13 protein-coding genes are annotated in these 16443 nt (G+C 63.4%); 9 read left to right on the plus strand and 4 right to left on the minus strand.

The genetic code is table 11. The features are described from left to right. Nucleotides 1-83 precede the first annotated feature (83 nt). The gene (locus ACTDXD_RS07015; RefSeq protein ID WP_440127561.1) at nt 84-1520 is read left to right on the plus strand and encodes an aldehyde dehydrogenase family protein; all 1437 of its coding nucleotides are present in this window, start codon (nt 84-86) and stop codon (nt 1518-1520) included. Nucleotides 1521-1623: 103 nt separating this feature from the next. Next, nucleotides 1624-2520 (plus strand): LysR family transcriptional regulator, encoded by an 897-nt coding sequence (locus ACTDXD_RS07020; RefSeq protein ID WP_440126367.1) that lies wholly within the window; start codon nt 1624-1626, stop codon nt 2518-2520. A gap of 227 nt (nt 2521-2747) precedes the next feature. Here ACTDXD_RS07020 and ACTDXD_RS07025 read toward each other — a convergent pair whose 3' ends face one another. Next, nucleotides 2748-3932, minus strand: a complete 1185-nt coding sequence (locus tag ACTDXD_RS07025) for a CaiB/BaiF CoA transferase family protein (RefSeq protein WP_440126368.1) — start codon at nt 3930-3932, stop codon at nt 2748-2750. Between the two features lie 28 nt (nt 3933-3960). Next, on the minus strand, nt 3961-6111 hold the full coding sequence (locus ACTDXD_RS07030; protein ID WP_440126369.1) for an acyl-CoA dehydrogenase: 2151 nt from the start codon (nt 6109-6111) through the stop codon (nt 3961-3963). Between the two features lie 307 nt (nt 6112-6418). On the opposite strand from ACTDXD_RS07030, the gene fdxA reads away from it, so the two are divergent. The 7 genes from fdxA to ACTDXD_RS07065 all read left to right on the plus strand — a co-directional run bounded on the left by fdxA (nt 6419) and on the right by ACTDXD_RS07065 (nt 12459). After that, entirely contained in the window at nt 6419-6742 is a 324-nt protein-coding gene (gene fdxA / locus ACTDXD_RS07035; RefSeq protein WP_440126370.1) for a ferredoxin, read from the plus strand. 39 nt (nt 6743-6781) lie between these two features. Continuing rightward, nucleotides 6782-8293, plus strand: coding sequence for a class I adenylate-forming enzyme family protein (locus ACTDXD_RS07040; protein WP_440126371.1), 1512 nt, complete (start codon nt 6782-6784; stop codon nt 8291-8293). Nucleotides 8294-8331: 38 nt separating this feature from the next. After that, nucleotides 8332-8637, plus strand: coding sequence for a hypothetical protein (locus ACTDXD_RS07045; RefSeq protein WP_440126372.1), 306 nt, complete (start codon nt 8332-8334; stop codon nt 8635-8637). 50 nt (nt 8638-8687) lie between these two features. Continuing rightward, on the plus strand, nt 8688-9788 hold the full coding sequence (locus ACTDXD_RS07050; RefSeq protein WP_440126373.1) for a CaiB/BaiF CoA transferase family protein: 1101 nt from the start codon (nt 8688-8690) through the stop codon (nt 9786-9788). Between the two features lie 64 nt (nt 9789-9852). Continuing rightward, entirely contained in the window at nt 9853-10965 is a 1113-nt protein-coding gene (locus tag ACTDXD_RS07055) for a CaiB/BaiF CoA transferase family protein (protein ID WP_440127562.1), read from the plus strand. Then, on the plus strand, nt 10962-11762 hold the full coding sequence (locus ACTDXD_RS07060; protein ID WP_440126374.1) for a crotonase/enoyl-CoA hydratase family protein: 801 nt from the start codon (nt 10962-10964) through the stop codon (nt 11760-11762). The genes ACTDXD_RS07055 and ACTDXD_RS07060 overlap by 4 nt, the downstream gene beginning before the upstream one ends. Nucleotides 11763-11766: 4 nt before the next feature. Further along, nucleotides 11767-12459, plus strand: coding sequence for an SDR family NAD(P)-dependent oxidoreductase (locus ACTDXD_RS07065; RefSeq protein WP_440126375.1), 693 nt, complete (start codon nt 11767-11769; stop codon nt 12457-12459). Between the two features lie 860 nt (nt 12460-13319). Here ACTDXD_RS07065 and ACTDXD_RS07070 read toward each other — a convergent pair. After that, on the minus strand, nt 13320-14180 hold the full coding sequence (locus ACTDXD_RS07070; RefSeq protein ID WP_440126376.1) for a 3-carboxyethylcatechol 2,3-dioxygenase: 861 nt from the start codon (nt 14178-14180) through the stop codon (nt 13320-13322). A gap of 700 nt (nt 14181-14880) precedes the next feature. Then, complete coding sequence (locus ACTDXD_RS07075; RefSeq protein WP_440126377.1) at nt 14881-16299, minus strand: TetR/AcrR family transcriptional regulator; 1419 nt, start codon at nt 16297-16299, stop codon at nt 14881-14883. Between the last annotated feature and the right edge of the window lie 144 nt (nt 16300-16443).

The raw sequence follows: 16443 nt of genomic DNA on the forward strand, positions 1-16443 counted from the left end.
CGCACTCGATGAAAGGACACCCAGTGGCAGACACCACCGAAACGCATTCGCGAATTCCGCATCTCGTGTTGCGCGAGTCCCGGATGTTGATCGACGGGCATCTCGTCGACGCTATCTCGGGGCGAGTATTCGAGAACATCGACCCCGCGACAGAAGAGGTCATCGGAGTCACCGCAAACGCGGCAATCGAGGACGCAGACGCGGCGATCGGGGCCGCCCGCCGCGCCTTCGATTCGACGAATTGGTCGACCGACGCTCAACTGCGCCGACGCGTCCTTCACCAGCTCGCCGATGCGATGGAAAAGCACGCCGACGACCTCGGCGCAGTGGTCACCGCTGAAGCGGGAGCCCCGATTGCACTGCACGACCACATGCAGATCGGTCCTGGCATCTCGGCTCTGCGCTGGGCAGCAGACCTCGCTACCACGTACGAGTACGAGCGGCAGTTCCCGGCGCGGTCCGCCCTCGGGACCGAGACCCGCCCGATCGTCCGGAAGGAATCCGCAGGTGTGGTGGCGGCCATCACCCCGTGGAATTATCCTTTCTACCTGAACATGACCAAGATTGCTCCGGCACTCGCCGCGGGCTGCACTGTGGTACTCAAGCCCGCACCGGACACACCGTGGTCCGCGACAATGATCGGCAAACTCGCAGTCGAACACACCGACATCCCCGCCGGTGTACTCAACATCCTCACGTCCGCCGACCATGCTGTCGGTGAAGCCCTGACCACCGACACACGAGTCGACGTTGTCACCTTCACTGGTTCCACAGCGACAGGCCGACGAATTCTGACCGCAGTCGCACCGACGGTGAAGCGAACCCTGCTCGAACTCGGTGGCAAGTCTGCGGCAATCGTGTTGCCGGACGCCGACATGCAGGCGGCTCTTCCGTACATTGTAGGTTCGGTGTGCTCGCATGCGGGGCAGGGTTGTGCCCTGACCACCCGCCTGTTGCTGCCACGGTCGCGCTACAAGGAAGGCCTGCAGCTGGCCAAGGCGGTCATGGAGCACCTGGTACCCGGTGACCCGGCCGATCCGACGACGTTGATCGGACCTGTAGTCAACCGGTCCCAGTTCGAGCGAGTGCTGTCGTACATGGACCTCGGCCGCACCGAGGGGCGTGTGGTGTTCGGTGGCGGCCGTTCCGATCGCCACGAGCGCGGCTTCTTCGTCAACCCCATGTTGATCGCCGATGTGGATCCCGGTGCCAGAATCGCGCAGGAAGAGATTTTCGGTCCCGTGCTCGTTGCGATTCCATACGACACCGAGGAGCAGGCGATCGAGATCGCCAACAACTCCCTGTACGGCCTGTCAGGTTCGGTGTTCGGTGCCGATGTCACACATGCTGTCGACGTCGCTCGTCGCATCCGTACCGGCACGATCGCGGTCAACGGGGCCGCGTTCATGAGCGACGACGTGCCGTTCGGAGGATACCGCCAGAGCGGCCTCGGTCGTGAGCACGGTATCGAAGGATTCGAGGAATTCCTCGAGACCAAGGCCATCGGGGTTCCTGCCTGACAGAACCTCGACGTTTCGCTCGAATTGGGGCGCACCGGTGTGTGGAGCACACCGGTGCCCTCGATCGGCGTGGCAAGAATCCCACTGCGCCTACACTGGTCGGGTGGAACTGCAGCAGGTTCGAAGCCTAGTGACTGTCGCTGAGCATCGATCCTTCACCAAAGCAGCGGCCGTCCTACACGTCACGCAGTCGTCTCTGTCACATTCGATCGCCAAACTCGAGGCGGAGATCGGGCTGCGGCTTTTTCATCGGACGCGACATGGAGTCGTGTTGACCTCCGACGGAGAGACACTACTCGTTCCGGCTCGCCGCATCCTGCAGGATTTCGATTTGTTTGCCGAATCGGTATCCGATATCCAGGGAATCATCCTGGGGCATCTCAGACTTGTTTACTCACAAACAATCTCGGTTCCGACAGGAGATATCATCGCCGAGTTCGCGCGGCAATTCCCTGGGATTCGTATGCAGATCTCAGCTCCACGCGACGACGCAGAAATCTTCCATCTCGTCGAAACCGGTGTGTGCGACATCGGATTGGCACGTATCGACGAGGCACTGCCGGGAGTCGACACCGAGGCGATCGCGACCGAGACGCTTGTCCTTCTGCTCCCGCAATCGTGGGACAGTGAACCGAACAGGACTGACATGCCGTGGGTCGACCTGTCCGATGTACCACTCATCGTGCCTACAGCCGGATCAGCATCACGGCGCCGACTCGAGCGCTTCTCCGCTCAGATCGGAATCACGGTGAATACGTTCTTGGAGAATGAAAATCGTGGAATGTCGGTCGATATGGTCCGCTCCGGAGTCGCCGCGTTCCTCGCTTCCCAGGCATCTGAGATCATGATCCCTGGCGTAGTGCAGAAGCGCCTCGTCCCCACGGAAACCAGCGAGGTCGGCATCGTCACACGCCCCGGTCTGCTCACCTCGGCGACATCCGCATTCGCCGAGGTGGCACGAGACTGGGGCCGGGGCGTGTTCAGCAGCACACGGAAGTAATACTCATCGTTTCCGGCTGTGTGTCACTTCGTCTTCCCCAGATATCGAGGGTCGTAGATGCCCTGGAAATCCGTCTGTGCCATTTCTTCGACTCCCGTATTCCGGGCTCGTTGATACACGCACCAAGTTGGAATCCGAAGATGTCAAATCGCCTGAACTTTGACTGTCAACGTGGACAGCAAGAACTCTCGCCGACTTCCCTGCCCAGGACACCCAACATAGACAACTCAGACGACTCCGGTACTCCGAAGACGGTCGACATCGTCCCTACCCCGACCTAGTTCCGCAAGGATCCCGTCGGTGTGTTCGCCGAGCGACGGCACCGCGTCCATCCGCGGCTCGAGTCCATCGAGGTCGGCCGGTGGACGCAGTGCACGTATTTGCCCACCGGGAGTAGACACGTCCCGCCACCTCTCACGTTCCGCGAGAACCGGATGCTCCCACAATTTGTCCATGGAATTCATCCGCGCGTTGGCGATTGATGCCATATCGAGTTGTTTCGCAAGCTCGTCCGCGGTGTGGCGCTGCACAGAATCGGCGATGATCTTCTCGAGTTCGTCACGGTTCGCGACCCGATCGGGATTGCGCGCGAAACGCGGGTCGTCGATCAAGTCGGCACGATCGAGCACATCAGCACACAATCGGCCCCACTCGCGTTGGTTCTGCACCGCCAAGAGCACCGCCCCACCATCCCCCGCAGTAAACGGACCGTACGGAGCAATGGTGGCGTGCCGAGCACCGGTGCGCTGAGGACTACGCCCACCATAAACCGCATAGTAGGCGGGTGAACCCATCCACTCGGTCAGGGCCTCGAACAATGACACCCGCACAGTACGGCCTCGACCAGTGGTCGCGCGAGCGAACAGTGCGGCAAGGATCCCGGAATAAGCGAAGCTGCCAGCCGCAATGTCTGCCACCGAAATTCCTGCCTTTGCAACATCTCCCGGCGATCCAGTGATCGACAGCAGCCCTGCTTCTGCCTGGACGAGGAGGTCGTATGCTTTGCGGGTCCGCCACGGCCCATCCGAGCCGTATCCGGAGATCTCACACACGACCAACCCTGGATGAGCGTTCGACAGCACATCCGCGCCGAAGCCCATCCGCTCGGTTGCACCGGGCCCCAGATTCTGGACGAACACGTCGGCGCGACCGACCAATTCCCGAAGTACCGCCAATCCCTCCGTCGACTTCAGGTCGAGTGTGATCGACTCCTTCGAGCGGTTGAGCCACACAAAGTAGCTGGATTGCCCGTGCACCGTTTCGTCGTAGCCTCGTGCGAAGTCACCGCCGTCCGGGCGCTCGACCTTGATCACGCGCGCCCCGAGGTCAGCGAGCTGACGGGTTGCGTACGGAGCTGCCACCGCCTGCTCGAGACTGACGACGGTGATCCCCGCCAGTGGCAGATCGGTCATCGTTAATTCTCCTGTACTCGAATGCGATTCAGTGAACCAGTGGATCGCGGGGCAAGCCGATGATCCGCTCTGCGATGGTATTGCGCATGATTTCGGAGGTTCCTCCTGCGATGGTCAGGCACCGGGAGAACAGGTACGGGTAGGTGACGTCAGGTTCCTGACCGGTGACCGCCGCGGTTCCAGCGAGCGTGAGCCCCAGGTCGGTGATGCGCTGCGAGTGCTCGGCTCTCACCAGCTTCGTGACGTTGGCTTCGGGACCGGGTCCTGCGCCGATGATTGCTCGGACCGCTTGACGCATGTTGAGCAGGCGCAAAGTGTGCTCCTCTGCCAGCACCTCGCCGACTTCACGTTCGACACCCGTATCGGCATCGACGGCACTGTCGAGAAGCTTGACCAGTTCAGAGCCTGTGAACGGAATCGAGCCCGAGCCGCCACCGATCGATACCCGCTCATTGCCGAGCGTGGCGCGGGCGACCTTCCATCCCTCGCCCACTCCCCCGACCACATCGGAGTCGGGAACGAAAACGTCGTCGAAAAACACCTCGTTGAACAAAGCGTCTCCGGTGATTTCACGGAGCGGGCGGATCTCGACCTTCGGCGAGGTGAGGTCGATCGCCATCATGGTAACGCCCGCGTGTTTGGGTGCGTCGGGGTCGGTGCGAACGGTCGCCAAGCCCCACTGGCATCCGATCGCAGCGCTCGTCCAGACTTTCTGGCCATTGATGCGCCAGCCTCCGTCGACGCGAGTCGCGGACGTTCGCACGGCGGCAGCATCCGAACCTGCGCCCGGCTCGCTGAACAATTGGCACCAGCTGTTCGTTCCCCGCAATACCGGATCTACCCAACGATTTTTCTGTTCTTCCGAACCGACCTGAGACAGAGTGAGAGCCACCCAGCCGGCGATACCCAACTCGGGGAGGTCGACCCTCTCGAACTCCTGCTCGATGACCAGTTGTTCGATTGCTCCGGCCTCACGGCCCCACGGCTTGCGCCAGTGAGGCACCAGGTATCCGCTGTCGACGAGGTAGTCCCGTCGTTCGGCCTCTGGCAGCGTCGCGAGGTGTTGCGCTGCTGCGCGGGCCTGCTCCCGGAATCCTTCGGCCTCGGGCGGTAGTTCGAGCTCGGCACCGTGTGCCTGACCAGCGCGGTATGCCGCCACGATATCGCTGAGGGGACGACGCCCGTCGTTGAGCAACGCAGCCACCGTATCGGCTCGGCGCAGGTACAGATGTGCGTCGTGCTCCCAGGTGAAGCCGATGCCGCCGTGCAATTGGATGTTCAGTCGCGCAGCGTTGACCTGGGCGCGAGTGGCGTTGGCTGCGGCCACCGCGGCGGCGAAGCCGGCCCTGTCGAGATCGACGGACCGAGCCGCGTCCCACGTTGCTGCGACGGCGAGCTCTATGTCGATGAGCATGTTCGAGAGGTGGTGCTTGACCGCCTGGAAGGTACCGACCGGCCGGCCGAACTGCTCGCGAGTCTTGACGTACTCCGTTGCGGTCTCGAGACACGTGAAGGCACTTCCGACAGCCTCGGCTGCCGTGAGGATGCGATACAGGGAAACGGCCGCGGCGGCTGCTCCTCGCAACACGCGGCCTGCGGGCACAGCCACATCTTGTGCCGCGACAGTCCCGATGCTTCGGGTGGTGTCCAGGCCACCCAACGACGTGACGGTCAGGCCGGCCGAGTCCTTGTCCAAGACAACCACATCGTCCTCCGCCACCAGGAGCAGGATGCCCGCGTCCGGAGCGCCGAGAACCGCACGGCTCTCGCCGGTGAGAGAACCGGTCGAGTCCAGTCGAAGGCCGGGCGAGATCCCGACCGCACCGATCGAAGAACCGTCGGTAAGTCCGGGCAAGAGGGTGGATCGCAGCTCGTCGGGAGCCGAGTGAGCGAGGATCGCCGCAGCGGTCACAGTGGGCAAGATCGGGATAGGAGCCAGTTCGCGACCGACAGCTTCGAGGGCGACCGTGAGTTCCGGCAGACCGAAGCCGGATCCTCCGAATTCCTCGGAGACGTGCAGTCCCAGCCAGCCGAGCTCTGCCGTCGAAGACCACAACGTCGTTGTGTCCACCGCGCCGTCCAACGTGTCGCGAGCGGCTGCTCGGGCCTTGTTCCGCGCCAGGTGGGCCGCCGCGACAGCCGCCAGTTCCTTGTGGTCCTCGGAGATCGCCAATGCCATGGCGTCGTACCTTTCGATCGAGCGGGCCCCAGGGCGCCGCGGCGGCCTGGTAGAACTGGCCGAAACTAATGACTTACCTGTCAGATAGCAGCGTATCGAAACTGCGTGGCTTGCAACAGGGCGGTGTTCGGATTCGAACACGGGCTCATTGGCTGAATGCAGATCCCCCGCTCCCGTGCTAGATCCGACGCGCAGCACCCGAACGCGAAGGCCAACGAGATCGGATATAGACAAACTGTCAGAACTTCCCCTAATCTAGTTGGTGACTTGATCTGGGTCACAATCCGAACGAGGAGCATCGCCCGCCGTGCCGTACGTTATCGCCGAACCCTGCGTAGATGTGATGGACAAATCCTGCATCGAAGAATGTCCGGTCGACTGCATCTATGAAGGCTCACGCATGCTCTACATCCATCCCGACGAATGCGTCGACTGCGGAGCATGTGAGCCCGTGTGCCCCATCGAGGCGATCTTCTTCGACGACGACGTTCCCGAGGAATGGAGCGGTTACATCGCGAGCAACGCGGACTTCTTCGTCGACCTCGGTTCCCCCGGAGGGGCCGCGAAGGTCGGTCGTACCGAGAACGATCCCCCTTCCATCAAGAACCTGACCCCGATGAACCAGAGCTGAGCCGGCCTCGCCGGACCCGACGACCGATCGGAACGGACAATGAGTATTTCCCTTCTCCTCGAGATGGCAGTGTCGGGCAACCCCGACCGCACCGCACTCGTCGTCGACGACACGACTGTGACGTACCAGCAGTTCGCAGACCGTGTGACGGCAGCGGGCTCGGTAATCCGCTCGGCAGACGTCGACACCGTCGTGTATCTCGGGGGTTCTGGGCTGGATCTGCCCACCCTGCTGTTCGCCTCGGCCTACGCCGGTGTGCCGTTCGCCCCAGTAAATTACCGGCTCTCGACCGAGCAGCTCGAACAACTCATCGGCCGATTGTCACGGCCCCTTGTCATCGTCGAACGACGCTATCTCGACGCCGTGGCCGGTGCTGACGGCGAGATTGTCGCCGTGGAAGACTTCCGGGCCCGCACTGAAACCGTCACAGTTGCCGAGCCTGCCATTGTGGACGCAGAAGACACGGCCATCGTGCTGTTCACCAGTGGGACGACCTCGGCCCCAAAGGGCGTGGTCCTGCGCCACAGCCATCTGCTCAGCTACGTCATGGGCACCGTCGAATACGGCGCCGCGGAGGAGACCGACGGAGCACTCGTCAGTGTGCCGCCGTATCACATCGCCGGTATGGGAACCATCCTGACGAACCTCTACGCCGGCCGCCGCATCATGTACCTCCCGCATTTCGACGCACAGCGATGGCTCGACGTCGCGCGCAGCACCGGTGCCACCTCAGCGATGGTGGTGCCTACGATGCTGGACATGATCGTCGACAGCCTTGACGGGGCCGAAGCTGATGTCCCCACGTTGAAGTCGCTGTCCTACGGCGGCGCCCGCATGCCCCTCCCCACCCTCGAAGCCGCATTACGGGCATTTCCCGGAGTCGGTTTCGTCAACGCCTACGGCCTCACCGAGACCAGTTCCACGATCGCGCTACTCGGACCCGACGACCACAGGGATGCACTCGCCAGCGACGATCCGGACGTCCGGGCTCGCCTCGGCTCCATCGGGCGTCCGGTTCCCGGGATCGAGGTCGTCATCCGCGATGCCGACGACAATCCCGTCGATGTCGGCGAGCAGGGCGAACTGTGGGTGCGAGGTCCGCAAGTGTCCGGTGAATACATGGGAACGGGATCGTCGCTCGACGACGAAGGATGGTTCCCGACGCGGGACCTTGCATACCAAGATTCGGACGGATTCCTGTTTGTCGTCGGGCGAAACGACGACACCATCATCCGCGGCGGCGAGAACATCGCGCCCGCCGAGATAGAGGACGTCCTCATACATCATCCGAAAGTGCGGTCCGTCGCGGTCGTCGGAATCCCCGACGACCATTGGGGCCAGGCTATCGCGGCCACTGTCGTACCCGAGCCGGGCGACAAGCCCGACCCGGAAGAACTGCGACAGTACGTCCGTGACCGCCTTCGCGGGTCACGGACCCCCGACGTGATCGTCTACCGGTCCGACCTCCCGTCCACCGCGACCGGAAAAATACTGCGCAGAAACATCATCGCCGACATCCTCGCCGAGAGCACAGCTGTCGCCCCCGTCTGAACAGACCCTTATCCGCATTCTCAGGAAGGACCCGACACATGTTGAAGACCGGAGCACGCCTGCGCAGCCAGGTCTGTACTACCGAAGTCATCGTCGTGCGTGCCGACAACCCGCCGGCGGAGCTCAAGTGCGGGGGTCATCCGATGATCGAAATCGGGAAGCCTGTCGCCGACGGGCTCACGATCGTCACCGCCTTCGCCGGCGGCAGCACCCTCGGCAAACGTTATCACGACGAGGGGGGCACCATCGAGATTCTCGTGACGAAGCCCGGCAGTGGTAGCCCCGCGCTCGGCGATCAACTACTCGAGCTGAAGACGGCCAAGCCGCTGCCTTCGAGCGACTGACCGACACATCGATCCGAACGAACCGATTCGCCCAGACACGAGGTATACGCGTGACGGACCCCGAAGCACCGCGCACCGGCCCCCTCGCCGGCATCCGCGTCTTGGAACTCGCAGGGATGGGGCCGGGTCCCCACGGTGCCATGCTCCTGGCGGATCTCGGCGCCGACGTCGTCCGGGTCCAACGACCCGGCACACTGCCCGTCGACGATCGTCCGATGGATCAGCAACTACGCGGCCGGACGATCCTCGAAGCGGATCTGAAGAATCCGGACGACATCGCAATCGTCCTCGACCTGGTCGAACGCGCCGATGTTCTGGTCGAGGGGTTCCGCCCCGGCGTAACCGAACGTCTCGGCTTGGGGCCTGGCGACGCTCTCTCACGGAACCCCCGGTTGATCTATGCACGGGTGACCGGGTGGGGACAGACGGGGCCACGGGCTCTCGAAGCCGGACACGATCTGAACTACATCTCTCTCACCGGTCTTCTGCACGCTGTGGGCCGTGCCGGAGAGCGTCCGGTGCCGCCGCTCAACCTGTTCGGTGATTTCGGCGGTGGTTCGATGTTTCTCGTCGTGGGTGTACTCGCGGCACTCGTAGAACGTCAGGGCTCCGGCCACGGACAGGTCATCGATGCCGCAATGGTCAACGGCGCACCGCTTCTCGGGCACCTGTTGTGGTCTATGCGGGGCACCGGAAAATGGTCGGACGAACGTGGCACCAACATCTTCGACGGGTCGGCTCCGTTCTACGACACCTACGAGTGCGCCGATGGTCGCTACGTTGCAGTAGGGGCACTCGAGCCACAGTTCTATGCCGAGATGTTGCGGGTCCTGGACCTCGATGCCGACGATCTCGGTCCCCAGCGCGACCCAGCCGGATGGCCGGGAATGCGCAAGGCGTTCACCGATGTCTTCCTCGGCCGTACCCGCGACGAATGGGCAGCTGCATTCAACGGCATCGATGCCTGTGTCACACCGGTTCTCGACTTCGAAGAGGCTTCGGCAGACCCACATCTGATCGATCGTGAAGTCTTTACCGAGATCGACGGTGTCGTACAGCCGGCACCCGCACCTGCGTTCTCTCGCACCCCCGCAGGCCGGCCACTCGCCCCACCGCGTGTCCCTGTTGCCCCCGAACAGATCTGGCGGTGAACCGGTGAGACACACCGCAGATGCAAGCGCCTTCGACGAATCGACTCCTGCGCCGGCACGTGATATGCGTGGCCCCCTCTCCGGCCTGCGGGTCGTGGAGTTGGCCAACGCGGGACCCAGCGGATACGCGGCCATGGTGCTGTCCGACCTCGGCGCAGACGTTGTCTGTGTGCAGCGACCGGGCCTGCCGCCAAGCGCCGACGACCAGATCCGGCGGGGGCGCACAATCGTGGCTGCCGACCTCAGCGATCCCGACTCCGTGACGGACGTACTCGATCTCATCGCTCGCGCAGACGTGCTCGTCGAGGGGTTCCGTCCGGGCGTCGCGGAACGACTCGGTCTCGGACCCGACGTCGCGCTCGTCCGCAATCCTCAGCTCATCTACGCGCGTGTGACCGGCTGGGGACAGTACGGCCCTCGGTCGGCGCATGCCGGGCACGACATAAATTTCCTCGCACCCACTGGCATCTTGCACGCGATGGGGCGTCCCGACGATCGACCTATTCCGCCCCTCAACCTGATCGGCGGGTTCGCGGGTGGTTCGATGTTTCTCGTTGTCGGCATACTGTCGGCACTGTGGGAACGTGCGGCATCCGGACGCGGTCAGGTTCTCGATGTCGCGGCGGCCGACGGTGCGGCGCTGCTGGCCCAATTCAATTGGTCTATGCGCGGCAGCGGTGCGTGGTCCGACAACCGGGGTGAAAATCTCGTCGACGGCAGTTGCCCCTACCTGGACACCTACGAGTGCGCCGATGGCCGATACATGGCGGTGGGTGCGTTCGAGAAGAAGTTCTATGCACGAATGCTCGACGTCCTCGGACTCGACGAAGCCACGGTGCCCGATCGCGGCGACCGCGAGAATTGGCCCGCTCTCCGCGATGTACTCGCGTCGCGGTTCCGCACTCGAACTCGCGACGAATGGACCGAAGTGTTCGACGTCGTCGACGCGTGTGTCACTCCCGTCCTCACGTTCAGCGAAGCCCCCGGCGATCACCATTTCACTGCGCGCGGCTCCTTCTCCGAGGTCGATGGCGTCATCCAACCGCTGCCGGCGACCCGCTTCTCTCGAACTCCGGCACCCACGCCCAGCGCTCCTCCTCGCACCGCGGTTACGCCCCGACAGGTGTGGTGCGAGCACGATCCCGAACAATCCGAATCTCGAGAGGACCCTCAATGACTACGACCGACTCGACGACCACCGCTCCCCCCGCGCTGGTCGAGCGCCGCGGCAACGTATTGCTCATCACCCTCAACCGACCCGACGCCCGCAATGCCGTCAACGCGGAGATGTGTCTCGTCGTCGGCGACGCGCTCGAGGAAGCCGATCGCGACCCAGAAATTCGCGCGGTCGTCCTGACCGGTGCCGGCGACAAAGCGTTCTGTGCGGGAGCCGACCTCAAGGCGATCACACGCGGCGAACGCGTCATTCCGGAAGGACGCGAAGAGTGGGGGCTGGCGGGGTATGTCGGCCATCGCATCAGCAAGCCGACGATCGCCGCGGTGAACGGTCCCGCGCTGGGCGGCGGCACAGAGCTCGTCCTGGCCAGCGACCTCGTCGTCGCTGCGGATACGGCTGTCTTCGGGCTACCCGAGGTCAAGCGCGGTCTGATCGCCGGCGCAGGTGGCGCGTTCCGCCTGGCCGCCAAGCTTCCCCCGATCGTGGCGATGGAACTGTTGATGACCGGCGAGTCCATCAGTGCTCAACGCGCACTCGAGCTGCACCTCGTCAACCGCGTTGTGCCGGCATCCGATGTGGTGGCCACGGCACTCGATCTCGCGGGAGTGATCGCCGCGAACGCACCCCTCGCGGTACAGGCACACAAGCGAATCGCCATGGGGCAATGGGTCTCCGACGAGGCATCCGGCTGGGAGATGACGTCGGAAGTGCTGCCCGCGATCGCATCGTCCGAAGACGCGAAAGAGGGGCCGCGCGCGTTCGCCGAGAAGCGTGCCCCCGTGTGGACCGGGCGGTAAGCAGGTGAATCGAACTGTTCTGGTCACCGGTGGCACCGGGGGACTCGGCTCCGCAGTCACGAAGCACCTCCTCGACACCGGTTGGCGGGTCGTTGTGCCGTGGCTCGTCCGTGAGGAACTCGAACGTGTCGGCGAGCATCCGAATCTGCGCCTGGTCGAGACGGACTTGTCCGACGAGCGTGACCTCCACGCGGTGATGACCGTTGCTGCCTCCGATCCGGAAGCTCCACTGTTCGGCTTGGTGAACCTGGTCGGTGGGTTCGCGTCCGGACAGCGCGTGCACGACGCGCCGATAGAACTCCTCGACTCCCAGTTCCATCTGAATCTGCGGACCGCCTACGCGGTCACACAGGCCGCGTTGCCGCACCTGATCCGAAATGGCGGCGGGTCTGTGATCTGCATGTCGGCGGCTGCGACCCGCAGACCGTTCGCCGGCGCGGCGCCGTACATCGCATCCAAGGCTGCGGTCGTCGCACTGGTCGAGACGCTCGCACTCGAATACATCGATGACCACATTCGAGTGAACGCCTTGATGCCGTTCGTGATCGACACACCCGGCAACCGGGCCGCGATGCCCGACTCGGATCGCCGGTCATGGTCTCAACCGGCCGACATCGCGAAGGTCATCGACTATCTGCTTTCCGACAACGGGGCATCGATCACCGGTGGTTCGATCCCGGTGACCAACGTCGGCTGACAAGGCCGGTATCTCCGATGTAGGTGTCCCGAGCGGGCGTGCGGTCGCGGTGTGCAGTTCCGTTCCGCGACTGCACTATCCCGCGAATCGTCGGATCGGATCCTCCTAGACGACCTTACCCATCGCATTGCGTGGGATCTCTACGACGACCGCGAGCTGAACGGGCAATTTCCGTGTGTTCAGCCCCCGTCCGAGAAGGTGCGTGCACACATCGGCGAGCCGCAGCGGCCAGCAGCCCGGCGTCGGTATGCTTCGCGCCCTCGGGTTCCGACGTGGTTCCGGATGTGTAGAAGGCCCAGCGCACCTGCGGCCCTGCAGGTTCTGCGGGGAGCTTCGCCAAGTCGGCTTCGGGTAGCGGGCCATTCACGACCATCACCTCGAGACCGTCGAGACATGCTGCGATCGCATGGGCCATCGCGCCGTGCCGGTATCCACGGAACTCCTCGGGAATGATGAGCAGCTGGGAGCCGACCCGTCGGGTTCCCTCAGCATCATGATGAGCAGATTCTGTATCGCTCCGAGCCGCGCCAGCGCCGCAGTGAGGACCATCGTTCCGATCCGGCTCGGCAGTTGCCAGGACACCACAGTGCCCGCTCCGACACTTTTCGAGGCCAGAGCTGCGGATACTTGCTCGACGGTGATGCGGAACTGCCCGAATATCATTCACCGCTTGTGTTCGTCGACGACGAGCAGAGCATCCGGGGTCTCGTCGGCACGTTGCTACACCAGCCCCCACAGCGACGAGGGCGTGGCTCGCGTGCTATCCGAGACGCCGAGGTCTAATGATTCGATCATGGAACCCTCTCCCGTGGTACGCGCTTCGTACTGGGGCCCCCGCGCACGCCCGAGCACATTGAGATTCAGTGGGAGACAGAGATGGCCATCCCGGTAATCCACTCCTCGACCGGCTCGTAGACCAACGCATCGAGCGGCCCACCACCACCCGCCGCGGACGCTGCCAGCCACGTGCGCACTTCGTTCGCGCCCGCGCCGGCGCTCGCGTGTGCAGAGTCGGCCATTTCGACCAGCGCGGAACGGTCGGCAGCAGCGAACGCGTCGAGCAACCTCTTGTCCCAATCCGGCTTGATCTTCTTACGTGCGCCTGGGAGCCCCTCGGCAATCACCCGGGCGCGTTCCTCGTCATCGATCTCGTACGCATCCAGTTCGAGGCTCGGCGGTGAGTGCGACAGCCCTCCGGTGCCGATGACGAGCACACGATCGCCCTGCTCATCGAGGTAGCGGCACACCGCGTCACCGAACTCGAGCACCCGGCCGGCATGCGGTAGCGGTGCGGTCGCGCAGTTCACAGGCACTGGGATCACCGGGTATCGATCGAGGGCACCGGTCAGGTCGCGTAGCGGCTGCGCGAACGCGTGATCGAGTTCGATGTCGCGGCAGACACCGACGTCGAAATGAGACTCCAGGAGATACTCGGCGAGCGCGCGGGCCTTGCCTTGCGGAACCGTCAACGCACCCGAAGGGTGTCCGCCCTCTGCGATGATTCCAGCGGACAAGCCCACACCGAACGTGGGAACGACGTGACGGAATGCGCGGCGATGGTCCCCGCCGAACAGCACGATGTACTCGGGGTCGAATTCCTGCACTCGAGCAGCGGCCTGAGCCAGACCATCCCGGAATGCGGACCCGAACACCTTCTCCACATCTCTTTCCATGCCCGGACTGTGACTCGCACACACTACGAGCCTGTCGCGTTTCGTCATCTGCAATCCCCTTGATCCACGGAGGAGGCCCACAGTCAGACCCCCAAACATGACACCAACGTTAGATTGATTCGGGCGTCACGTCGAGCTCTTGAGAAGACTTCACTCGCCCACTGTGCCGGTGTAGCGGACAGCGCGTGAACGTCAGTGGTGTCGGTGACGCGAGCACAAGTGTCGCGTCGCGGTCGATCTCGGTCGAACGAGGCGCGTCAACGCCGGATCCGGATGCGCTACCACACGATACGACAGCAAACGCCAGTGGCGGTGACCGCTGTGAGTTTCAGACCTTGCCCATAGCGTGTTCCTTTATCCTTGCGATCGAGCGGTGAACGCCGCGGTTGATACGGCCTCGAGCCTCCTGACGCGAGCACCGTTCGACCGCAGAGGGCTACCCAACCCCACCGCGCATCGTGCGAGGCCTGCTTTGCAGCGCGCGATGAGGCATTCCATCACGAGCGACCCGGCACGGAGCCGGTCTTCGATGGCCCCGGTATGGCGGTCCGAGCCAAGGAAACAACCAACTGCACCCTGTCGCCCTTCGAAATTCCCCGTGTCAACTCGGAAGTGCACCAGCCACTTCCAGTCCCTCTTCGATATGCGCTACGCGAGCAAAGTGATCCAGTGAGGACTTCATATGGTCGGATTCCATCTGATCCCGAAGACTGATCCCTTACGTCCGACCGTCGGAATGCAGTTCACCTCACTGCGCCATCGGACTCTCGTCCAGGCACGCGTCGTCACCTGAGAGGTCGAAACGACCCTCGCGTGCGCCTTGGACGTGAGACAACCGGACACTGCCAGCCCGGTCGGGCTGCAGGAAGAGTGCGCGTTCGATCATCACCGAGAACAATTCGGTCTGCTGCTCCCGATCGACGGGAAGGCCGTTCACCGCGAACCCGGGTGGCACCTCCTCCATGAGCGTGACCAGGAGGATGTGCGCCACACGCACATCGATCGGATGACAGCGAGGCAAGCCGCTGAGTGCAGTATGCAACGCCCACTGCATATCGTCGACAACCCGCCGACGCATCGCATCCAGTTCCTTGTTCGCAGGTGATCGGTCTATCCACGTGCGATAGACCGCCCGATATCGGTCGTGCAGAGCAATCGATTCCCGCACCCACCTTCGCAGCTGCGCTCCGTCGAGGTCCACCGATGGGCCGAGTCGCCCGAAACGTCGGGCATCCGCCGCGAATTCGTAACAACATTCGTCCGAGAGTGCAAGCAGGAGATCGAGTTTGTCGTCGAAGTACCTGTAGAACGTGGTGCGGGTGACCTCGGCGTCGGCCGCAATATCGTCCACCTGCGCACGGTGGTAGCCGCATTCTGTCACTGCACGCAGCGCCGAACTCATCAGTGCTCGCACTGTGCCCGCCGCCCGCGCAGACAACCCACCGAATCGAGTTTCGAACCCTCCGGGGCCACGCTGTCGATCAGCAGGCGGCGAGACGCTGCGAGTAGCCCACTCCGGTGGTTCGTCCGAGCGCGGGCGGGTAGCCTCCGGCGGAGTGTCAGGAAACAACAGAAGCTGTGCCAGGACCGTCAGGAAATAGGTCAATTCCGTCCTGGTCCGGACCGCTCCCGACCGATGCAGCGTGAAGTTGAACCGCAGAATCAGATTCGTCAGCAAGATCGATGCATGCATCGGATCCAGCGCAACGACGCCTTCGCTCTTCAGAACCGCCGCGAGCTGCCGGTGCAACGCGGTAATAGTACCGACGATCAGGGAGTTACCCTGCTGCCCATCAGCGGACACGCTCGGCCACTCGGCGAAGATCGGTAGATAACGGTCGTACACATCAGCCCAGCCCTCGATCCACTGACGCAGTGCAACAAAGCCCTCATCCGTCGGACCGAGTCCGTTCAGCGTGGTTATCAACTCGCCCACTGCGGTCCCACTCAGGTCCGTCAGCTCGAGGATAAGCTGGTCTTTTCCGGAAAAGTACTGGTAGAAGGTGGCTCGGGAGACACCGACCCCCTCAGCTATTTCCTGGATCGACACCTCGCTGCTGCCGCGCAGCAAGAATTGGTTCAACGCCACCGTCAGGATCTGTTCGCGAGTGCGCTCTCCCCGCTCGCCGACGATCGTGGCAACAGGACCATATCCGCTACGCCTCACCGACTCGCCCACTGTATGAACCCGCCCTCGACTCGGCCCCTCGGATGCCCACGAATCTGACATGGAGTAACTCCACTGTACCTCCGGATTCCGGCACTATTCCAACATATGTACTGGTGAATCTCCATGGCGACGCAGCCAGAA

This window comes from Rhodococcus sp. SJ-3 (assembly GCF_051918125.1).
Lineage (GTDB): Bacteria > Actinomycetota > Actinomycetes > Mycobacteriales > Mycobacteriaceae > Rhodococcus.

Coding starts and splice junctions, on each gene's coding strand:
- ACTDXD_RS07015 (WP_440127561.1), top strand. CDS start 84: ATGTTGATCGACGGGCATCTCGTCGACGCTATCTCGGGGCGAGTATTC.
- ACTDXD_RS07025 (WP_440126368.1), bottom strand. CDS start 3,932: ATGACCGATCTGCCACTGGCGGGGATCACCGTCGTCAGTCTCGAGCAG.
- ACTDXD_RS07030 (WP_440126369.1), bottom strand. CDS start 6,111: ATGGCATTGGCGATCTCCGAGGACCACAAGGAACTGGCGGCTGTCGCG.
- ACTDXD_RS07040 (WP_440126371.1), top strand. CDS start 6,782: ATGAGTATTTCCCTTCTCCTCGAGATGGCAGTGTCGGGCAACCCCGAC.
- ACTDXD_RS07045 (WP_440126372.1), top strand. CDS start 8,332: ATGTTGAAGACCGGAGCACGCCTGCGCAGCCAGGTCTGTACTACCGAA.
- ACTDXD_RS07055 (WP_440127562.1), top strand. CDS start 9,853: ATGCGTGGCCCCCTCTCCGGCCTGCGGGTCGTGGAGTTGGCCAACGCG.
- ACTDXD_RS07060 (WP_440126374.1), top strand. CDS start 10,962: ATGACTACGACCGACTCGACGACCACCGCTCCCCCCGCGCTGGTCGAG.
- ACTDXD_RS07070 (WP_440126376.1), bottom strand. CDS start 14,180: ATGACGAAACGCGACAGGCTCGTAGTGTGTGCGAGTCACAGTCCGGGC.